Below are 15,836 nucleotides of genomic sequence, written 5' to 3' on the forward strand. Positions count from 1 at the left end.
GTGGCAGACAAGTCCGGCCTTCTGGGTGAAAAAGCCTCACTGCTGCACGCCCGGGACGCCGGTGTCGAGACGGGCGAGGGGAAGGAGCGGTCGGTGAACCATCTGGCCTACCTGGACGCGGGATCCGGCAGCCTGATCGTGCAGGCTGTCGTGGGCGGGGTGGCCGGTGTCGCGGTCGCCGCCAAGCTCTACTGGCGGCGGCTGGTCGACCGGTTCCGCAGGCAACCGACCGATCAGCACTGACACCGGTCGGGGCAACAATGACAACCGCACCCGCCGGGGTACGCCCCGAGCCAGCCTCCTTCCGCGACCCCGCCAACCGGGTCTTCCACGTCGGCGACGAGGTGCTGCGCGGGCTGGACGCGCAGGCCGCCGAACACTGGCGGACACTCGCCGCCAGCCCGTTCTTTCCCACCCTCGTGGCCGACGGCAAGGTCTGCGCCACCGAGGACGCCCCGCCGACCCTCGTGCCCGCCGCAGCCGGGAAACCGTGGGCGGCGGTGCTGCGCCACGAGCGGATCCCGTTCGTGTCCCACCCGTACGAGTGGTCGTTCGGCATGCTGCGCGACGCCGCGCTGCTGCACCTGGAGATCCTGCGTACCGCCCTCGCCGGTGGCTTCACCACCAAGGACGGCTCCGCGTACAACCTCCAGTGGCGTGGGGCCAAGCCGGTCTTCATCGACATCGGCTCCTTCGAGCCCGTCCGCGACGGCGAACCCTGGGCCGGCTACCGGCAGTTCTGCCAGACCGCGCTCTACCCGCTGCTGCTCACCGCCCACCTCGGCGTCGACTTCCAACCGTGGCTGCGCGCCCAGGTCGACGGCATCGAGGCCGACCAGATCCGCCCGCTCTTCGGCGGAACCCGCCGGCTGCGCCCCGGCGTCCTCACCCACGTGCACCTGCACGGCGCCATGCAACAGCGCAACGCCGCCGCCAGCACCAGCGACGTCCGCGCCCAGCTGCGGGCCGCCGGCTACAGCCGCGAACTGCAAACCGCCACCGTACGCGGCATCGAGAAGCTCGTCCGCAGGCTGGAGCACCGCCCGTCGGGCAGCCACTGGGCGGACTACCGGAGCACCTGCGGCTACTCCGCGCCAGACCGGGTCGCCAAGGAGCAGTTCGTGGTCGCCGCGGTGGCCGCCAACCGTCCACGCCTCGTGCTCGACCTGGGCGCCAACGACGGCCGGTACGCCCGGCTGGCCGCCGGGCACGCCGACTACGTGGTCGCCGTGGAGCAGGACCCCGCAGTGGTCGACGAGTTGTACCGGGCGCTGCGGTCCGAGGGGCAACGCCGGATCCTGCCGCTGGTAGTGGACCTGGCCGACCCGTCGCCCGGCGGCGGCTGGCGGGGCGTCGAACGCGCGGGCTTCGCCGAACGGGCCTCGGCGGGTGTCGTGCTCGCCCTGGCACTCGTGCACCACCTGGCGATCGGGCGCAACGTGCCGCTGCCCGAGGTCGTCGACTGGCTGGCCGGACTGACCGCCCCAGGGGGAACCGTTGTGGTCGAGTTCGTCCACCCGGAGGACCCGATGGCCCAGCGCCTGCTCGCCAACAAGCCCGACGGCCTGTTCCCCGACTACCGTCGGGACACCTTCGAACGGCTCCTGGAGGCCCGGGGACGCATCACCGAACGGCTGGAACTGCCCTCGGGCACCCGCACGCTCTACCGGACGGTGATGGGTGGCTGACCCGGCCGCCCCGACCCCACCGGCGCAGCCGCCTGCCCCGGACGCTGGGACGTCGCCCCCGGACGCTGGGACGTCGCCCCCGGACGCTGGGACGTCGCCCCCGGACGCTGGGACGCCGGCCCCGGACGCTGGAGCGTCGGCGCCGGACGCTGGAACGGCGGCCCCGGACACGGGTACGTCGGCGCAGCGCCGATGGGACCAGGGCTGGCGCGGCGAGGTGGGTCGGCTGCTGGAGGTCGCCGCGCTGGTCGGGCTGGTCGTCACCCAGCCGCTGCTGGACGTGCTCGGCCGCAGCCCTGACTTCTTCCTGTTCCACCGTGCCGACCCCGGCCAGATCCTGCTGCTCGTCGCCCTGGTGGCGGTCGTGCCCACGCTGCCCCTGGTGGCGCTCGGCGCGGTCAGTCGACTGGCAGGCCGCACCGCCCGCGCGATCACCCACACCGCGCTTGTGGGGCTGCTGCTGGCCGCCCTCGCCGTGCAGGTGGGCCGGCACGCGACGCCACTTCGGGGCGTACCCCTGCTGCTCGTGGCGGTTCTTGCCGGTGCGGCCGGCGCGGCCGCGCACCGGCGGTGGCGGGCGCCGGGCCGCGTGCTGCGACTGGCCGCCGCCGGACCGGTGGCCTTCGTGGCGCTGTTCCTGCTCGTCTCGCCCACCTCGGCGGTGGTGCTGCCGCGCAGCGACGGCGGCGCGGCCGGTACGGCGCAGGGTGCGGCCGTGCACCCGCCGGTGGTCATGCTGATCCTCGACGAGCTGCCGCTCGTCAGCCTGCTCGGCGTCGACGGGCGGATCGACGCGCAACGGTTCCCGCACTTCGCCGAACTGGCCGGCGGGTCCACCTGGTACCGCAACGCAACAGGCGTCAGCGGCTGGACGCCAAACGCGCTGCCCGCAATGCTCACCGGCCGCTACCCGGCGCGGTCCGTGGCGCCGCACTACTCGCAGTACCCCGACAACATCTTCACGGCCTTCGGCGGCCTCTACGACGTCAAGGCGCAGGAGAGCATCACCCGGCTCTGCCCACCGAGCCGCTGCGAGCAGCCGATCACCCCCGAGCAGGGGCTCGGCGTGCTGGTCCGGCAGACCGGCAAACTGCTCGGCCAGATCGCCGGGCCGACGGAGAGCGCCGTCGACCCGGAGGACTCCTACCGGGAGCAGACCCGGGCCGAGGCCGGCCTGGATTCCGCCGAACCCGTCCCGGACGACCCGAAGTTCCGCTGGGACAGCCTCGACGACAACCAGCCCGCCCGGTTCACCAGCTTCCTCGCCGGGCTGAAACCCGAGCCCCGGCCCACCCTGCACTTCCTGCACCTGCTCATGCCGCACTCACCGTGGGCGTACCTGCCGTCCGGTGCCCGCTACGACGCCCCGGAGGACCTGCCCAACGACGGCGCGGGCTGGGTCGACCTGGCCCGGCAACGGCACCTCGCCCAGCTCGGCTACACCGACCGGCTGATCGGCGAGACACTGCGGACGCTGCGCGCCAGCGGCCTCTACGACCAGGCCCTCGTCGTGGTCACCGCCGACCACGGGGTGAGCTTCCGGCCGGGCGCGCAGGGCCGCGGCATGGACGCCATCAAGGCCGCCGCCGGTGAGGTCGCCTGGGTGCCTCTGTTCGTCAAGGAACCCCGCCAGCAGACCGGCCGCGTCGACGACCGCAACTGGGAACACGTCGACCTGCTGCCGACCGTCGCCGACGAGGCCGGCATCCGACTGCCCCGCCGCGTCGACGGCCGCTCCGCCCGGCAGGCGCCCCGCACGGACAGCACGAAACACTTCTACGACCGGCCCGGCGAGCCGATCACCTTCCCCGGCGGGGTGCCCACCCCACCGCCGCCGCCGGCACCGCACCCACTCGTCGGAACCGAGGTACGGGCGGGCCCGGCCGCCGGCAGTGCTCGCGTGGCCGACCTGGCCGCCTTCCAGGCGACCGATCCGGACACCGGCACCCTTCCGGCGTTGGTCTGGGGCGACGTGCCCGAGACGGTCCCGGACGGCACGCAACTCGCGGTGGCGGTCAACGGCCGGATCGGGGCGGTGGTCCCGGTGGTGCCGGCCGACCCCGGAGGACGCCGCTTCGCCGCGCTGCTCACCGACGACCGGCTGTTCCGGGCCGGGGCGAACACACTTGACGTCTACCAGGTCACGGGGGACGGAACACTGCGCCGACTGGCGCTGTCCTAGCGCTGTTCCACGGCTGTCCTAGCGCTGTCGTCGCGGCTGCGGCACACGGGTCCGCTCTGGGGGTCGTTCCGGGCGCTTCGGGGCGCTTCGGGCCGTCCCGGGTAGCGGGACGGAGGGTTTCCCGGCTGGTGAGTCGGGAATCGGGTGACGCATACCTCACCGTCGAACCACGGCGGGCAGTGTCCCCGGGGCCGCAATTACGGTAGAAGCGAAGGCAATTCAACGTAGATCTGCCGGCGAAGCGAGGAACCACATGACGGAAGTCAAGCTCGATCACCCCGGTGGGCAGCTGTCGATGCCGGTACATCCTGCGGTCGAGGGCCCCGCTGGCATCGGGGTGAGCAAGCTGCTGAAAGAAACCGGGATGACGACGTACGACCCTGGTTTCGTGAACACCGCGGCCGCCTCATCCGCTATCACCTACATCGACGGCGACGCGGGCATCCTGCGTTACCGGGGGTACCCGATCGAGCAGTTGGCCGAGAAGTCCTCCTTCCTGGAGGTCTCGTACCTGCTCATCTACGGCGAGCTGCCGACCGAGCAGCAGCTGACCGAGTTCACCGAGTGGATTCGGCGGCACTCGCTGCTGCACGAGGAGATGCGCCGCTTCTTCGACGGCTTCCCCCGGGACGCCCACCCGATGGCGGTGCTCTCGTCCGCGGTGAGCGCGCTGTCGACCTTCTACCAGGACAGCCTGGACCCGTTCGACTCCGAGCACGTGGAGATCTCCACGGTCCGGCTGATGGCGAAGGTCCCCACCATCGCCTCGTACGCGTACAAGAAGTCCATCGGGCAGCCGCTGCTCTACCCCGACAACTCGCTGGGGTACGTGGACAACCTGCTGCGGATGACGTTCGGCGTGCCGGCGGAGCCGTACGAGGTCGACCCGGTGATGTCGAAGGTGCTGGACATGCTGTTCGTCCTGCACGCCGACCACGAGCAGAACTGCTCCACGTCGACCGTCCGGCTGGTCGGCTCCAGCAACGCCAACCTGTTCGCCTCGGTCTCGGCCGGCGTGAACGCGCTGTTCGGCCCGCTGCACGGCGGTGCCAACCAGGCCGTGCTGGAGATGCTCGAAAAGATCAACGCTGAGGGTGGCGACGTCCGGTCCTTCGTCCGCAAGGTCAAGGACAAGGAGGACGGCGTCAAGCTGATGGGCTTCGGCCACCGGGTCTACAAGAACTACGACCCGCGGGCGGCGATCGTCAAGAAGGCCGCGCAGGACGTGCTGGGCCGGATGGCCAAGCCGGACCCGCTGCTGGACATCGCCATGGAGTTGGAGGAGATCGCGCTCGACGATGACTTCTTCGTCTCCCGTCGGCTCTACCCGAACGTGGACTTCTACACGGGCCTGATCTACAAGGCCATGGGCTTCCCGACCAAGATGTTCACGGTCCTCTTCGCGCTCGGCCGGCTCCCCGGCTGGATCGCCCAGTGGCGCGAGATGATCAACGACCCGGAGACCAAGATCGGCCGTCCGCGGCAGGTCTACGTCGGCTCCGCCGAGCGGGACTACGTCCCCTTCAGCGAGCGCTGACGCCTCCGCTCTTCGCACCGTCGGCAGGCCGTCGACCCGGTCCCGGGTCGGCGGCCTGCCGCGTTTCCCGCCCGCCCCGCCCGCCCTGCCGCGTTTCCCGCCCGCCCCGCCCGCCCTGCCGCGTTTCCCGCCCGCCCCGCCCGCCCTGCCGCGTTTCCCGCCCGCCCCGCCCGCCCTGCCGCGTTTCCCGCCCGCCCCGCCCGCCCTGCCGCGTTTCCCGCCCGCCCCGCCCGCCCTGCCGCGTTTCCCGCCCGCCCCGCCCGCCCTGCCGCGTTTCCCGCCCGCCCCGCCCGCCCTGCCGCGTTTCCCGCCCGCCCCGCCCGCCCTGCCGCGTTTCCCGCCCGCCCCGCCCGCCCTGCCGCGTTTCCCGCCCGCCCCGCCCGCCCTGCCGCGTTTCCCGCCCGCCCCGCCCGCCCTGCCGCGTTTCCCGCCCGCCCCGCCCGCCCTGCCGCGTTTCCCGCCCGCCCCGCCCGCCCTGCCGCCCTCCCTGCCCGCCCCATCGTGCTTGCCACGCCGCCGTGGCCGTCCCCTTGGTACCTGTTGTAGGGCCCTGTCGAGCTGCCCCAAATCTGGGGCATGTAGCCGCTCTGGTGGAGGGGGTCGCCCGGCCCATTGGTGGGGCAGCTCGACAGGGCCCGCATGGGTATGGGCGGCCAACTTGCGGTGGGTCGGCGCGAGGAGCAGTCGACATCGGCGCTCAGGCGGATCCACGGCGGCGGGTTGCGGGCGACCGTGTTCCGGATACGCGATCACGGCGCTATGCGGGCGCCCGCCGACGCGACAGAAGCCAACATGTTGTTTCTAGGGCAGGGGTACGACGTAGGAGTCGACGCGGGCGATCAGCCCGTCGCGGAACGTGAACAGGTCGTTGAAGGCGAACCGGAACGGCCCGTGCTCGACGCTGACGCCGCTGCCTTCGCCGGTGGTGACGACGACCGAGCCGTCCTCGTGGACGCGCTGGACGTCGAGTTGAGGGCTGCCGGTGAACGACGGGTTCTCGATCTCGCCGTCGAACTCCGCCTTGCCGCGGGTCGTCCGGTGACCGTGGATGACCCACTCCACGTCATCGGTGAGGGTCGCGAGAATGCGCTGGTGGTCGCTGGTCCGGAAGCCGGCGAAGTATTCCGCGACGAGGTCGCGCTGGGTGCTCTGGTTCATGCAGTCCTCCGTGGCGGTGTCGTCTGGTCCTGCTGTAGGTGTGCGGCGAGGGCATCGAGGATCGAGGCGAGCCCGTCGACGGCCTGGGTGCTGCGCAACTCGGGGGGAAGCCGACGCTGGTGCACGGTGAGGTCCGTGCCGCCGTCAGCGGCCTGGACGGTGACGGTCGTGCGCAGGCCGGTGACGGGTTCGTCGAACACGAGCTCGTGCGGAGCGGTGATGCTCACGTAGACGAACCGAAGTCGGCGGGTCGCGCCGTCCGGTGCGCGGGCGTCGAGCGCGAACTCTCCTCCGGGACGGAGGTCGACGGTCACGGACTCGCCGGGCACGGTGGCGTGTGAACCGCCCCAGAACGCCGCGATGCTCGCCGGGGAGGTGAAGGCGGCCCACACACGTTCGGGGCTTGCCGACAGGTGGCGCCGGGCGATCAGTTCGTCGCCGCGCAGTGTCGCGCGGGCGGTCAACGGTCCGCTCCGTCGGCGAGGTGTCGCTCGAGCGCGTCGAGCCTGTCGTCCCAGGCGCGGCGCTGCTCGTCGATCCACCCGCTGAGTACCGACAACTGGTCGGCCCGCAGCCGACAGGGACGTCTGGTGCCCTCGCGTCGCTGCTCGACGAGACCACACCGCCGCAGCACGCCGATGTGATGGGAGATGGCCTGCGGCGTCAGGGCGAACGGCTCGGCGAGCTCGCCCACGGTGGCGTCGCTCTGGGCGAGGCGAGTCACAAGCGCGCGACGGACGGGGTCGCCGAGGGCGGCGAAGGCTAGGTCGAGGCCAGGCTCAGGCGCCGCGAGTGAGGTGGACATGCCACCGACCCTAACGCAAACAACCGCTTGCGCAAACAACCGCTTGCGAAGCGCGCGGCATTGATCCACTCGGCTTCAAGGAAACCGGGGTGTCCGCAAGACTGGGACACCTCGGTTTCAAGGAAAGCGAGTGGATCAACCGCCGGGCCGATCATCGCCGGGCCAGTCTCCGCCGGGCCGATCGATCGCCAGCGGGCCGATCACCGGCGGGCCGATCACCGGCGGGCCGATCACCGGCGGGCCGATCACCGGCGGGCCGATCACCGGCGGGCCGATCACCGGCGGGCCGGCCCGCGAGGCCGGCCCGGGAGGGTCGAGCCGGTCAGCGCAGTCCGGCGGCGGCGAGCAGGTTGCCTTCGGGTAGCGCCGGCAGCGCCCGTCCCTGGGACATGCGCTGCTCGGCGCGTTCGGCGGTGCACTTGGCGTCGGTGGTGATGGCTGCGGCGTAGCTGGCGGCGGTGCGCTGGGCGATGGCGGACCAGCCGTACTGGTCGTTCACCATCCGGCGGGCGCGGCGGGCCATGGCGCGGGAGCGGTCGCGGTCGGACAGCAGCGCGTCCACGGCGTCGGCGAGCCCGTCAGGGTCGTGGGGGCGGAAGGTCATTCCGGTCACGCCGGTTTCGACGATCTCGGCGAGGCCGCCGGTGGCGGCGACGGCCAGGGGTGCCCCGGCGGCGGCGCCCTCCAGGGCCACCATGCCGAACGGCTCGTAGATGCTGGGCACCGCGAAGCAGTCGGAGGCGGCCATCAGGGCCGGCAGGTCGGTGCCGCCGAGGAAGCCCGGCATGGTGACCATGCCGCCGAGGCCGCGGCGGTGCACCTCGGCCTCCAGTTCGGCACGGTACGGGCCGTCGCCGGCGATCACGGCACGCAGCCCGGGGTGCCGTTGCCGCAGTCGGGGCAGCCCGGCGATCAGGTGCTGGACGCCCTTCTCGTAGACGAGGCGGCCGGCGAAGGTGACGAGCGGGCCGTCTCCGGCGAAGCGGGTACGGGCGGCGGCGACGGCGCGTGCGGGCACCTTCCAGCGGTGCGGCTCCACGCCGTTGGCGACGACGTCGACCCGGCCGGTCGGTACGCCGAACAGGGCGCTCACCTCGTCGCGCATGTAGCCGGAGCAGACGATGACCCGGCCGGATTCGCTGCTGAGCCAGTGCTCGACGCCGTGGATGGTGCGGTTCATCTCCTCGGGCAGCCAGCCCTGGTGCCGTCCGGCTTCGGTGGCGTGGATGGTGCTCACCAGAGGGATGTCCAGGTGGTCCCGCAACGTCATCGCGGTGTGGGCGACGAGCCAGTCGTGGGCGTGGATGACGTCGTAGGTGCCGGCTTCGGTGGCGCGCAGCGCGGTGCGGGTGAGGGTGTGGTTGAAGGCCATGGTCCAGGCGAGCAGGCTACCGGTGCCGAGGGGGAACGTCACCGGGTCCTCGGGGGCGCGCAGGATGCGCACGCCGTCGGCGTACTCCTCAAGGGGTGCGCCCTCGCTGTGGCGGGTGACGACTGTGACCTCGTGGCCGGCGGCGGCCAGCGCCACCGACAGCGCGTGGACGTGCCGGCCGAGGCCGCCGACGAGCACCGGCGGGTACTCCCAGGACAGCATGAGGATGCGGCGGGTCTGCGGGGGGACTCCCGGGCCGGGCTGCGCCGGCACGATCGCGCCGGGCTGCGGGGAAAGGACGGCCTGCGCGGACATGTCAGCCTGCGCGGGAAGGCCGGTCTGGGCCGGGATCTGGGGCCGGGAGGTCACTGTGGGCCGGTGTGCCCGGTCCACGGTAGCGGCGAGCTGTTGGTCGACCCGCAGGGTCGTCACATCTATCTCCGTCCATGCATGGTGGTACGCGCCGACGTCGGTGGCGGCGGAGCGAGAGGTGGAAGATTGGCGCAGGGCCGAGTGAGGCCACGCGCGAGCGCATGTCCCCCGACAAGCAAAGGGCATCGAGAGCGATACCGCATCTCGAAAGGCATCTTCGTGACGGAGGACACCTGAGGGGCGTTGCGCGCATCAGACAGACCGATTCCGGTCACCGCCTGAAAGGATGGATTGGCGCGCCGGGGTGGGGGGCAATACCCGCGTGCGCGCGGGCGACCTCTGCCGGCGCGCCGTGGCGCGGTGCGCACATGACCACGGGTCTGAAGGAGCGACATGCAGGTCTGGCCGGGCGAGCGGTATCCCCTGGGCGCCACCTACGACGGGATGGGCACCAACTTCGCCATCTTCTCCGAGGTGGCCGAGCGGATCGAGTTGTGCCTCTTCGACGAGTGGGACACCGGCGCGGAGCGCCGGGTCGAGCTGCGCGAGGTGGACGCCTACGTGTGGCACGCGTACCTGCCGGGCATCGAGCCGGGGCAGCGTTACGGCTACCGGGTGTACGGCCCGTACGACCCGGCGAACGGGCTGCGCTGCAACCCGCACAAGCTGCTGCTCGACCCGTACGCCAAGGCTATCGACGGTGACGTGGAGTGGGACCCGGCGGTCTACGACTACGACATGGCCGAGCCGGAGCGGATGAACGAGACGGACTCGGCGCCGTTCATGCCGAAGTCGGTGGTGGTCAACCCGTACTTCGACTGGGGCAACGACAAGCCGCCGCGCACCCCGTACCACCATTCGGTGATCTACGAGGCGCACGTGCGCGGGCTGACGATGCGCCACCCGGACATCCCGGAGGAGCTGCGCGGCACGTACGCGGGGATCGCCTCCCCGCCGATGATCGACTATCTGACCCGGCTGGGTGTCACGGCGATCGAGTTGATGCCCGTGCACCAGTTCATCCACGACCACCGGCTGGTGGATCTGGGGCTGCGCAACTACTGGGGTTACAACACGATCGGCTTCTTCGCCCCGCACCACGGCTATTCGGCGCTAGGCCGGACCGGCCAGCAGGTGCAGGAGTTCCGGGGCATGGTCAAGGCGTTGCACGCGGCCGGCATCGAGGTCATCCTCGACGTGGTCTACAACCACACGGCCGAGGGCAACCACCTGGGGCCGACGCTGAGTTTCAAGGGTGTGGACGCGCCCAGCTACTACCGGCTGAGCGAGGAGGACCGCCGCTACTTCGTCGACTACACGGGCACCGGCAACAGCCTCAACGTACGCAGCCCGCACTCGCTGCAACTGATCATGGATTCGTTGCGGTACTGGGTGACCGAGATGCACGTCGACGGCTTCCGGTTCGACCTGGCGGCCACGCTGGCCCGGGAGTTCTACGAGGTGGACAGGCTGTCGACGTTCTTCGAGGTGGTGCAGCAGGACCCGGTGGTCAGCCAGGTCAAGCTGATCGCCGAGCCGTGGGACGTCGGCCCGGGCGGCTACCAGGTGGGCAACTTCCCGCCGCTGTGGACGGAGTGGAACGGCAAGTACCGCGACACGGTGCGGGACTTCTGGCGCGGCGAGCCGGCCACCCTCGCGGAGTTCGCGTCGCGGATCTCCGGCTCGGCCGACCTCTACCAGGACGACGGTCGACGCCCGTTCCACAGCATCAACTTCGTGACCGTCCACGACGGGTTCACGCTCAACGACCTGGTGTCGTACAACGACAAGCACAACGAGGCCAACGGTGAGGACAACCGGGACGGTGAGAGCCACAACCGGTCGTGGAACTGCGGTGTGGAGGGCGACACCGACGACGAGGCGGTGCTCGCGCTGCGGGCCAAGCAGCGGCGCAACTTCCTGGCCACGCTGATGCTGTCGCAGGGCGTGCCGATGATCGGCCACGGTGACGAGTTGGGTCGCACCCAGCGGGGCAACAACAACGTGTACTGCCAGGACAGCGAGCTGGCCTGGATCGACTGGGACAACGCCGACGAGCAGTTGTTGGACTTCGTCCGCACGCTCACCGACTTCCGTAAACGGCATCAGGTGTTCCGCCGCCGCCGCTTCTTCACGGGCCTGCCGGTGGGTGGGCGTGGCATCGACGAGCCGCTGCCGGATCTGGCCTGGTACACCCCGGACGGGCGGGAGATGACAGGCGAGGACTGGGGCAACGACTTCGGCCGCGCGGTGGCGTTGTTCGTCAACGGTGAGGGCATCCGGGAGCGCGGCCAGTACGGCCAGCGCCACCACGACGCCTCGTTCCTGCTGTGCTTCAACGCCCACGACGCGGCGTTGGACTTCACACTGCCGGGCAGCGAGTACGGGCAGAAGTGGGAACGGGTGATCAGCACCGCCGAGCCCGACCCCGGCGACGCCACGGTGATCAGCGCGGGCGGCACCATCCGGGTGCCGGACCGTTCCCTCGTGGTGCTGGAGAGGACGATCTGACATGGCGGCCACCCCTGCAAAGGCCACCGTACAAGCCACCTACCGCGTCCAGGTCCGTCCCGGCTTCGACCTGGACGCCACCGCCGGCATCGTCGACTACCTCGCCGACCTGGGCGTCACTCACCTCTACAGCGCGCCCCTGCTGGCAGCCACTCCCGGGTCGGCGCACGGCTACGACGTGGTCGACCACAGGGCCGTCAACCCGGAGGTGGGCGGCGAGGCGGGCCGGCAGCGGCTGCTGCGCGCCCTGCGTGAGGCCGATCTTGGCCTGGTCGTCGACATCGTGCCCAACCACGCAGGGGTGGCCGTGCCGCCGGCCAACCCGGCCTGGTGGGACGTGCTGCGCCGGGGGCGCGACTCGACGTACGCCGACTGGTTCGACATCGACTGGGACCGGGGCCGGCTGCTGCTGCCGGTGCTGGCCGACGACCCGGCCGCCCTGGACGATCTCAAGCTTGTCGACGGGGAGTTGCGCTACCACGAGCACCGCTTCCCGATCGCCGACGGAACCGGCGACGGCAGTGCCCGGGAGGTGCACGACAGGCAGCACTACGAGCTGATCTCCTGGCGGCGTGGTGACGCGGAGCTGACGTACCGCCGGTTCTTCGCCGTTTCGGGCCTGGCCGGGCTGCGGGTGGAGGACCCGGCGGTGTTCGACGCCACCCACGAGCTGATCCTGCGCTGGGCGGCGGCGGGGGAGGTCGACGGTATCCGCGTCGACCACCCCGACGGCCTGCGCGACCCGGCCGGCTACCTGGCCCGGCTGCGGGAGGCCGCGCCGGCGGCGTGGCTGGTGGTGGAGAAGATCCTTGAGTACGGCGAGGAGCTGCCGGACTGGCCGGTCGACGGCACCACGGGGTACGACGCTCTCGCCGCCGTCAACGGGCTCTTCGTGGACACCGACACCGAGGGCGACTTCACGGCGCTGGACACCCGACTGACCGGGCGGCACACCTCGTGGGAGGACCTGACCCACGAGACCAAGCTTGCCGCCGCCACCCGGCTGCTCGCCGCCGAGCTGACCCGGCTGGCCGCGCTGGCCCCCGACGTGCCGGCCGAGCAGGCACGGGCGGCGCTCGCCGAGCTGGCCGCCGCGTTCCCGGTCTACCGGGGCTACCCGCCGCACGGCGCCCGCTATCTCGCCATCGCCCGCTCCGAGGCCGGCCGCCGCCGCCCCGACCTGGCGACAGCACTGGACGCGGTCACCCGCCGGCTGCGCGACAGCGACGACGAGTTGGCCCGCCGGTTCCCGCAGTTCACCGGCGCGGTGATGGCAAAGGGCGTGGAGGACACCGCGTTCTACCGCTGGACCCGGTTCGTGGCGCTCAACGAGGTCGGCGGCAGCCCTGCCCACTTCGGGGTGCCGCCGGCGGAATTCCACCGCTTCGCCGCCGCCCGGCAGGTCTGCTGGCCGGCCAGCATGACCACCGTCTCCACCCACGACACGAAACGCGGCGAGGACGTCCGCGCCCGGCTCGCCGTGCTCAGCGAACTGCCGGACCGCTGGGCCGAGCAGGTCACACGCTGGATGGAGTACGCGCCGCTGCCCGACCCGGCCTTCGCCCACCTGCTGTGGCAGACCGCCGTGGGCGCGTGGCCGATCGAGCGTGAGCGGCTGCACGCGTACGCCGAGAAGGCGGCCCGGGAGGCCGCGGCCTCGACCAGTTGGACGGACCCGGACCCGGGCTTCGAGCAGGCCATGCACGCGGTGATCGACATGATGTACGACGACCCGAGCCTGCACGACGAGCTGACCGAACTCGCCGCCGCCATCACCCCGGCCGGCTGGTGCAACTCCCTCGGGCAGAAGCTCATCCAGCTCACCATGCCCGGCGTGCCGGACACGTACCAGGGCACCGAGCTGTGGGACAACTCCCTCGTCGACCCGGACAATCGGCGGCCTGTCGACTTCGACGTACGCCGGGAGATGCTGGCGCGCCTCGACGGCGGCTGGCGTCCCCCTGTCGACACCGACGGAGCGGCGAAGCTGCTCGTCGTGTCGCGGACCCTGCGCCTGCGGCGGGTGCACCCGGAGCTGTTCACCTCCTATCGGCCGGTGCCGGCGCACGGGCCGCAGGGGCGGCACGTGGTGGCCTTCGACAGGGGCGGCGCGATCGCCGTGGCGACCCGCCTGCCGCTCGGGCTGGCGCGTGCCGGTGGGTGGTGTGACACAGTTCTGTCGCTTGGTGTTAACGAGGTGAAGGACCTGTTCACCGGCCGGGTCTACAGTGGCGGGGAGACCCCGCTGGACAACCTTCTGTCCGACTATCCCGTCGCTCTGCTGGCTCCCACTGATTCCGTGGAGGCTGCTTCATGACCGAATTCTCCGTGTGGGCGCCGGACGCCAGCCGGGTCCGGCTGCGCCTGGCCGGCGACGTCGACCACGAGATGCGCGCCGCCGCCGACGGCTGGTGGCGGGTGGAGGTGCCCGACGCCGGCCCCGACTACTCCTTTCTGCTGAACGACGACGAAACCCCGCTGCCCGACCCCCGGTCGCAGTGGCAGCCTGCTGGTGTGCACGGGCCGAGCCGCCGCTACGACCATCATGCGTTCCAGTGGAGTGATTCCTCCTGGACGGGCCGGCAACTGCCCGGCAGCATCCTCTACGAGCTGCACATCGGCACGTTCACCCCGGAAGGCACCTTCGACGCGGCCATCGGCCGCCTCGACCACCTGGTGAACCTCGGCGTCGACCTGATCGAGCTGCTCCCGGTCAACGCCTTCAACGGCGAACACAACTGGGGGTACGACGGCGTCTGCTGGTTTGCCCCGCACGAGCCCTACGGCGGCCCCGACAGGCTGAAACGGTTCGTCGACGCCGCACACGCTCGCGGGTTGGGGGTGATCCTCGACGTCGTCTACAACCATTTCGGGCCCTCCGGGGCCTACGCGCCACGGTTCGGGCCCTACCTCGCCGAGCAGAGCAACAGTTGGGGCCGCTCGATCAACTTGGACGGCCCGCACTCCGACGAGGTACGCCGCTACATCATCGACAGCGTGCTCATGTGGCTGCGCGACTACCACGTCGACGGGCTGCGCCTGGACGCCGTGCACGCCCTGCCCGACTCGCGGGCCGTGCCGCTTTTGGAAGAGCTGGCGGTTTCCGTCGAATCGCTGTCGACGCACCTGGGTCGGCCGTTGTCGCTGATCGCCGAATCCGACCTCAACGACCCGCGGCTGATCACGCCCCGGGAGGCGGGCGGGTTCGGGCTGCACGCCCAGTGGAACGACGACGCCCACCACGCCCTGCACACGCTGCTGACGGGGGAGCGGCAGGGCTACTACGGGGACTTCGGATCTTTGGAGACGCTGTCAGACGTGCTGACCGGCGGGTTCTTCCACGCCGGCACCTGGTCCAGCTTCCGCAACCGTCACCACGGGCGGCCTCTGGATTCCCGCGTTCCTGGTCATCGGCTGGTCGCCTACCTGCAGAACCACGATCAGATCGGGAACCGGGCTACCGGGGATCGGATCTCGGCGTCGCTGTCGCCCTCGTTGCTGCGGGTTGGCGCTGTCTTGCTGCTGACCGCGCCGTTTACTCCGATGCTGTTCATGGGGGAGGAGTGGGCGGCTTCCACGCCGTGGCAGTTCTTCACCTCGCATCCGGAACCTGAGCTGGCTACGGCGGTGGCTCTGGGGCGGCGGCGGGAGTTCGCGTCGCACGGGTGGGCTGAGGGGGACGTGCCTGACCCGCAGGACCCGGAGACGTTCGTGCGGTCGCGGTTGGACTGGGCGGAGCTGGACAAGCCTGAGCATGCCTCGATGTTGGCGTTTTACCAGCGGTTGATTGCGTTGCGTCGGTCGGTGCCGGACCTGTCTGATCCTCGGATGCACGCGGTGTCGGTGCAGCACGGGGACCAGTTCCTGCTGATGCGGCGGGGGGAGACGCTTGTCGTCGCCAACCTGGCTGGGCGGGGGCAGGGGGTGTCGTTGCCTGGGGTGGCGCGGCGGGTGCTGCTGGCTACGGGGGAGGGCGTCACGGTCATGCGGGACCGGATCGAGCTGCCTGCGGAGACTGCGGCGATCGTGGCGCTCTGATGGGTACACGAAATGCCTGCACGACCTGAATACGTCAGCTCCTCCGCGTGGGCCGGCTCGCCCAACCCCGTCAAGTCACCGCCCCATCGGCGGCCGGCGTCGATGCTTGTACGAGGCTCTCGCACGAGTGCGGTCTGGCAGCCCAGTAGCGCAATTGCCGGGTGGGGCTACTG

11 protein-coding genes and 1 pseudogene are annotated in these 15,836 nt (G+C 71.3%); 8 read left to right on the top strand and 4 right to left on the bottom strand.

What is annotated here, in order from left to right; translation table 11 throughout:
* Positions 1-93 precede the first annotated feature (93 nt).
* From F4558_RS08610 to F4558_RS08625, 4 genes and pseudogenes are all read left to right on the top strand, one after another.
* The gene (locus tag F4558_RS08610; RefSeq protein ID WP_245242525.1) at positions 94-243 is read left to right on the top strand and encodes a hypothetical protein; all 150 of its coding nucleotides are present in this window, start codon (positions 94-96) and stop codon (positions 241-243) included.
* Positions 244-260: 17 nt separating this feature from the next.
* Positions 261-1,688, top strand: coding sequence for a class I SAM-dependent methyltransferase (locus tag F4558_RS08615; protein ID WP_167943749.1), 1,428 nt, complete (start codon positions 261-263; stop codon positions 1,686-1,688).
* A gap of 100 nt (positions 1,689-1,788) precedes the next feature.
* Positions 1,789-3,870: pseudogene (locus F4558_RS08620) on the top strand (sulfatase-like hydrolase/transferase); the annotation flags it as partial.
* Between the two features lie 253 nt (positions 3,871-4,123).
* Positions 4,124-5,407, top strand: a complete 1,284-nt coding sequence (locus F4558_RS08625) for a citrate synthase (RefSeq protein ID WP_053659603.1) — start codon at positions 4,124-4,126, stop codon at positions 5,405-5,407.
* Between the two features lie 801 nt (positions 5,408-6,208).
* On the opposite strand, the gene F4558_RS08630 is transcribed toward F4558_RS08625, so the two are convergent.
* Genes F4558_RS08630 through F4558_RS08640 form a run of 3 tightly spaced genes read right to left on the bottom strand, consistent with a single transcriptional unit; the run spans position 6,209 to position 7,370 of the window.
* Positions 6,209-6,565: a nuclear transport factor 2 family protein gene (locus tag F4558_RS08630; protein ID WP_053655682.1), complete on the bottom strand. Its 357-nt coding sequence runs from the start codon at positions 6,563-6,565 to the stop codon at positions 6,209-6,211.
* Positions 6,562-7,029: an SRPBCC family protein gene (locus F4558_RS08635; protein WP_157552501.1), complete on the bottom strand. Its 468-nt coding sequence runs from the start codon at positions 7,027-7,029 to the stop codon at positions 6,562-6,564. The genes F4558_RS08630 and F4558_RS08635 overlap by 4 nt, the downstream gene beginning before the upstream one ends.
* Positions 7,026-7,370, bottom strand: a complete 345-nt coding sequence (locus F4558_RS08640; RefSeq protein WP_053655684.1) for an ArsR/SmtB family transcription factor — start codon at positions 7,368-7,370, stop codon at positions 7,026-7,028. Before F4558_RS08640 ends, F4558_RS08635 begins: the two co-directional genes overlap by 4 nt.
* Before the next feature lie 130 nt (positions 7,371-7,500).
* Here F4558_RS08640 and F4558_RS31225 point away from each other — a divergent pair, with 130 nt between their 5' ends.
* A complete protein-coding gene (locus tag F4558_RS31225; RefSeq protein WP_157552503.1) occupies positions 7,501-7,734 on the top strand; it encodes a hypothetical protein in 234 nt (77 codons plus the stop codon).
* Here the strand turns inward: F4558_RS31225 and F4558_RS08650 are convergent.
* Positions 7,693-9,174: a glycosyltransferase family 4 protein gene (locus F4558_RS08650; RefSeq protein ID WP_167943751.1), complete on the bottom strand. Its 1,482-nt coding sequence runs from the start codon at positions 9,172-9,174 to the stop codon at positions 7,693-7,695. The genes F4558_RS31225 and F4558_RS08650 overlap by 42 nt on opposite strands.
* 333 nt (positions 9,175-9,507) lie before the next feature.
* Here F4558_RS08650 and glgX point away from each other — a divergent pair, with 333 nt between their 5' ends.
* From glgX to treZ, 3 genes are read left to right on the top strand one after another with little or no spacing between them, the layout of a single operon-like run.
* A complete protein-coding gene (glgX, locus tag F4558_RS08655; RefSeq protein WP_053655688.1) occupies positions 9,508-11,625 on the top strand; it encodes a glycogen debranching protein GlgX in 2,118 nt (705 codons plus the stop codon).
* Between the two features lies 1 nt (position 11,626).
* Complete coding sequence (gene treY, locus F4558_RS08660; protein ID WP_167943752.1) at positions 11,627-13,942, top strand: malto-oligosyltrehalose synthase; 2,316 nt, start codon at positions 11,627-11,629, stop codon at positions 13,940-13,942.
* Positions 13,939-15,663 carry a malto-oligosyltrehalose trehalohydrolase gene (treZ, locus tag F4558_RS08665; protein WP_167943753.1) on the top strand — a complete coding sequence of 575 codons (1,725 nt, stop codon included), beginning with the start codon at positions 13,939-13,941 and terminating at the stop codon, positions 15,661-15,663. The genes treY and treZ overlap by 4 nt, the downstream gene beginning before the upstream one ends.
* The last annotated feature ends 173 nt before the right edge of the window (positions 15,664-15,836 follow it).

The organism is Micromonospora profundi (genome assembly GCF_011927785.1).
GTDB classification, from domain to species: domain Bacteria; phylum Actinomycetota; class Actinomycetes; order Mycobacteriales; family Micromonosporaceae; genus Micromonospora; species Micromonospora profundi.

What these genes read in the sequence shown, in the direction of transcription:
- treZ (WP_167943753.1), top strand. Translation starts at nt 13,939, where the DNA reads ATGACCGAATTCTCCGTGTGGGCGCCGGACGCCAGCCGGGTCCGGCTG.
- glgX (WP_053655688.1), top strand. Translation starts at nt 9,508, where the DNA reads ATGCAGGTCTGGCCGGGCGAGCGGTATCCCCTGGGCGCCACCTACGAC.
- treY (WP_167943752.1), top strand. Translation starts at nt 11,627, where the DNA reads ATGGCGGCCACCCCTGCAAAGGCCACCGTACAAGCCACCTACCGCGTC.
- F4558_RS08640 (WP_053655684.1), bottom strand. Translation starts at nt 7,370, where the DNA reads ATGTCCACCTCACTCGCGGCGCCTGAGCCTGGCCTCGACCTAGCCTTC.
- F4558_RS08625 (WP_053659603.1), top strand. Translation starts at nt 4,124, where the DNA reads ATGACGGAAGTCAAGCTCGATCACCCCGGTGGGCAGCTGTCGATGCCG.
- F4558_RS08615 (WP_167943749.1), top strand. Translation starts at nt 261, where the DNA reads ATGACAACCGCACCCGCCGGGGTACGCCCCGAGCCAGCCTCCTTCCGC.
- F4558_RS08630 (WP_053655682.1), bottom strand. Translation starts at nt 6,565, where the DNA reads ATGAACCAGAGCACCCAGCGCGACCTCGTCGCGGAATACTTCGCCGGC.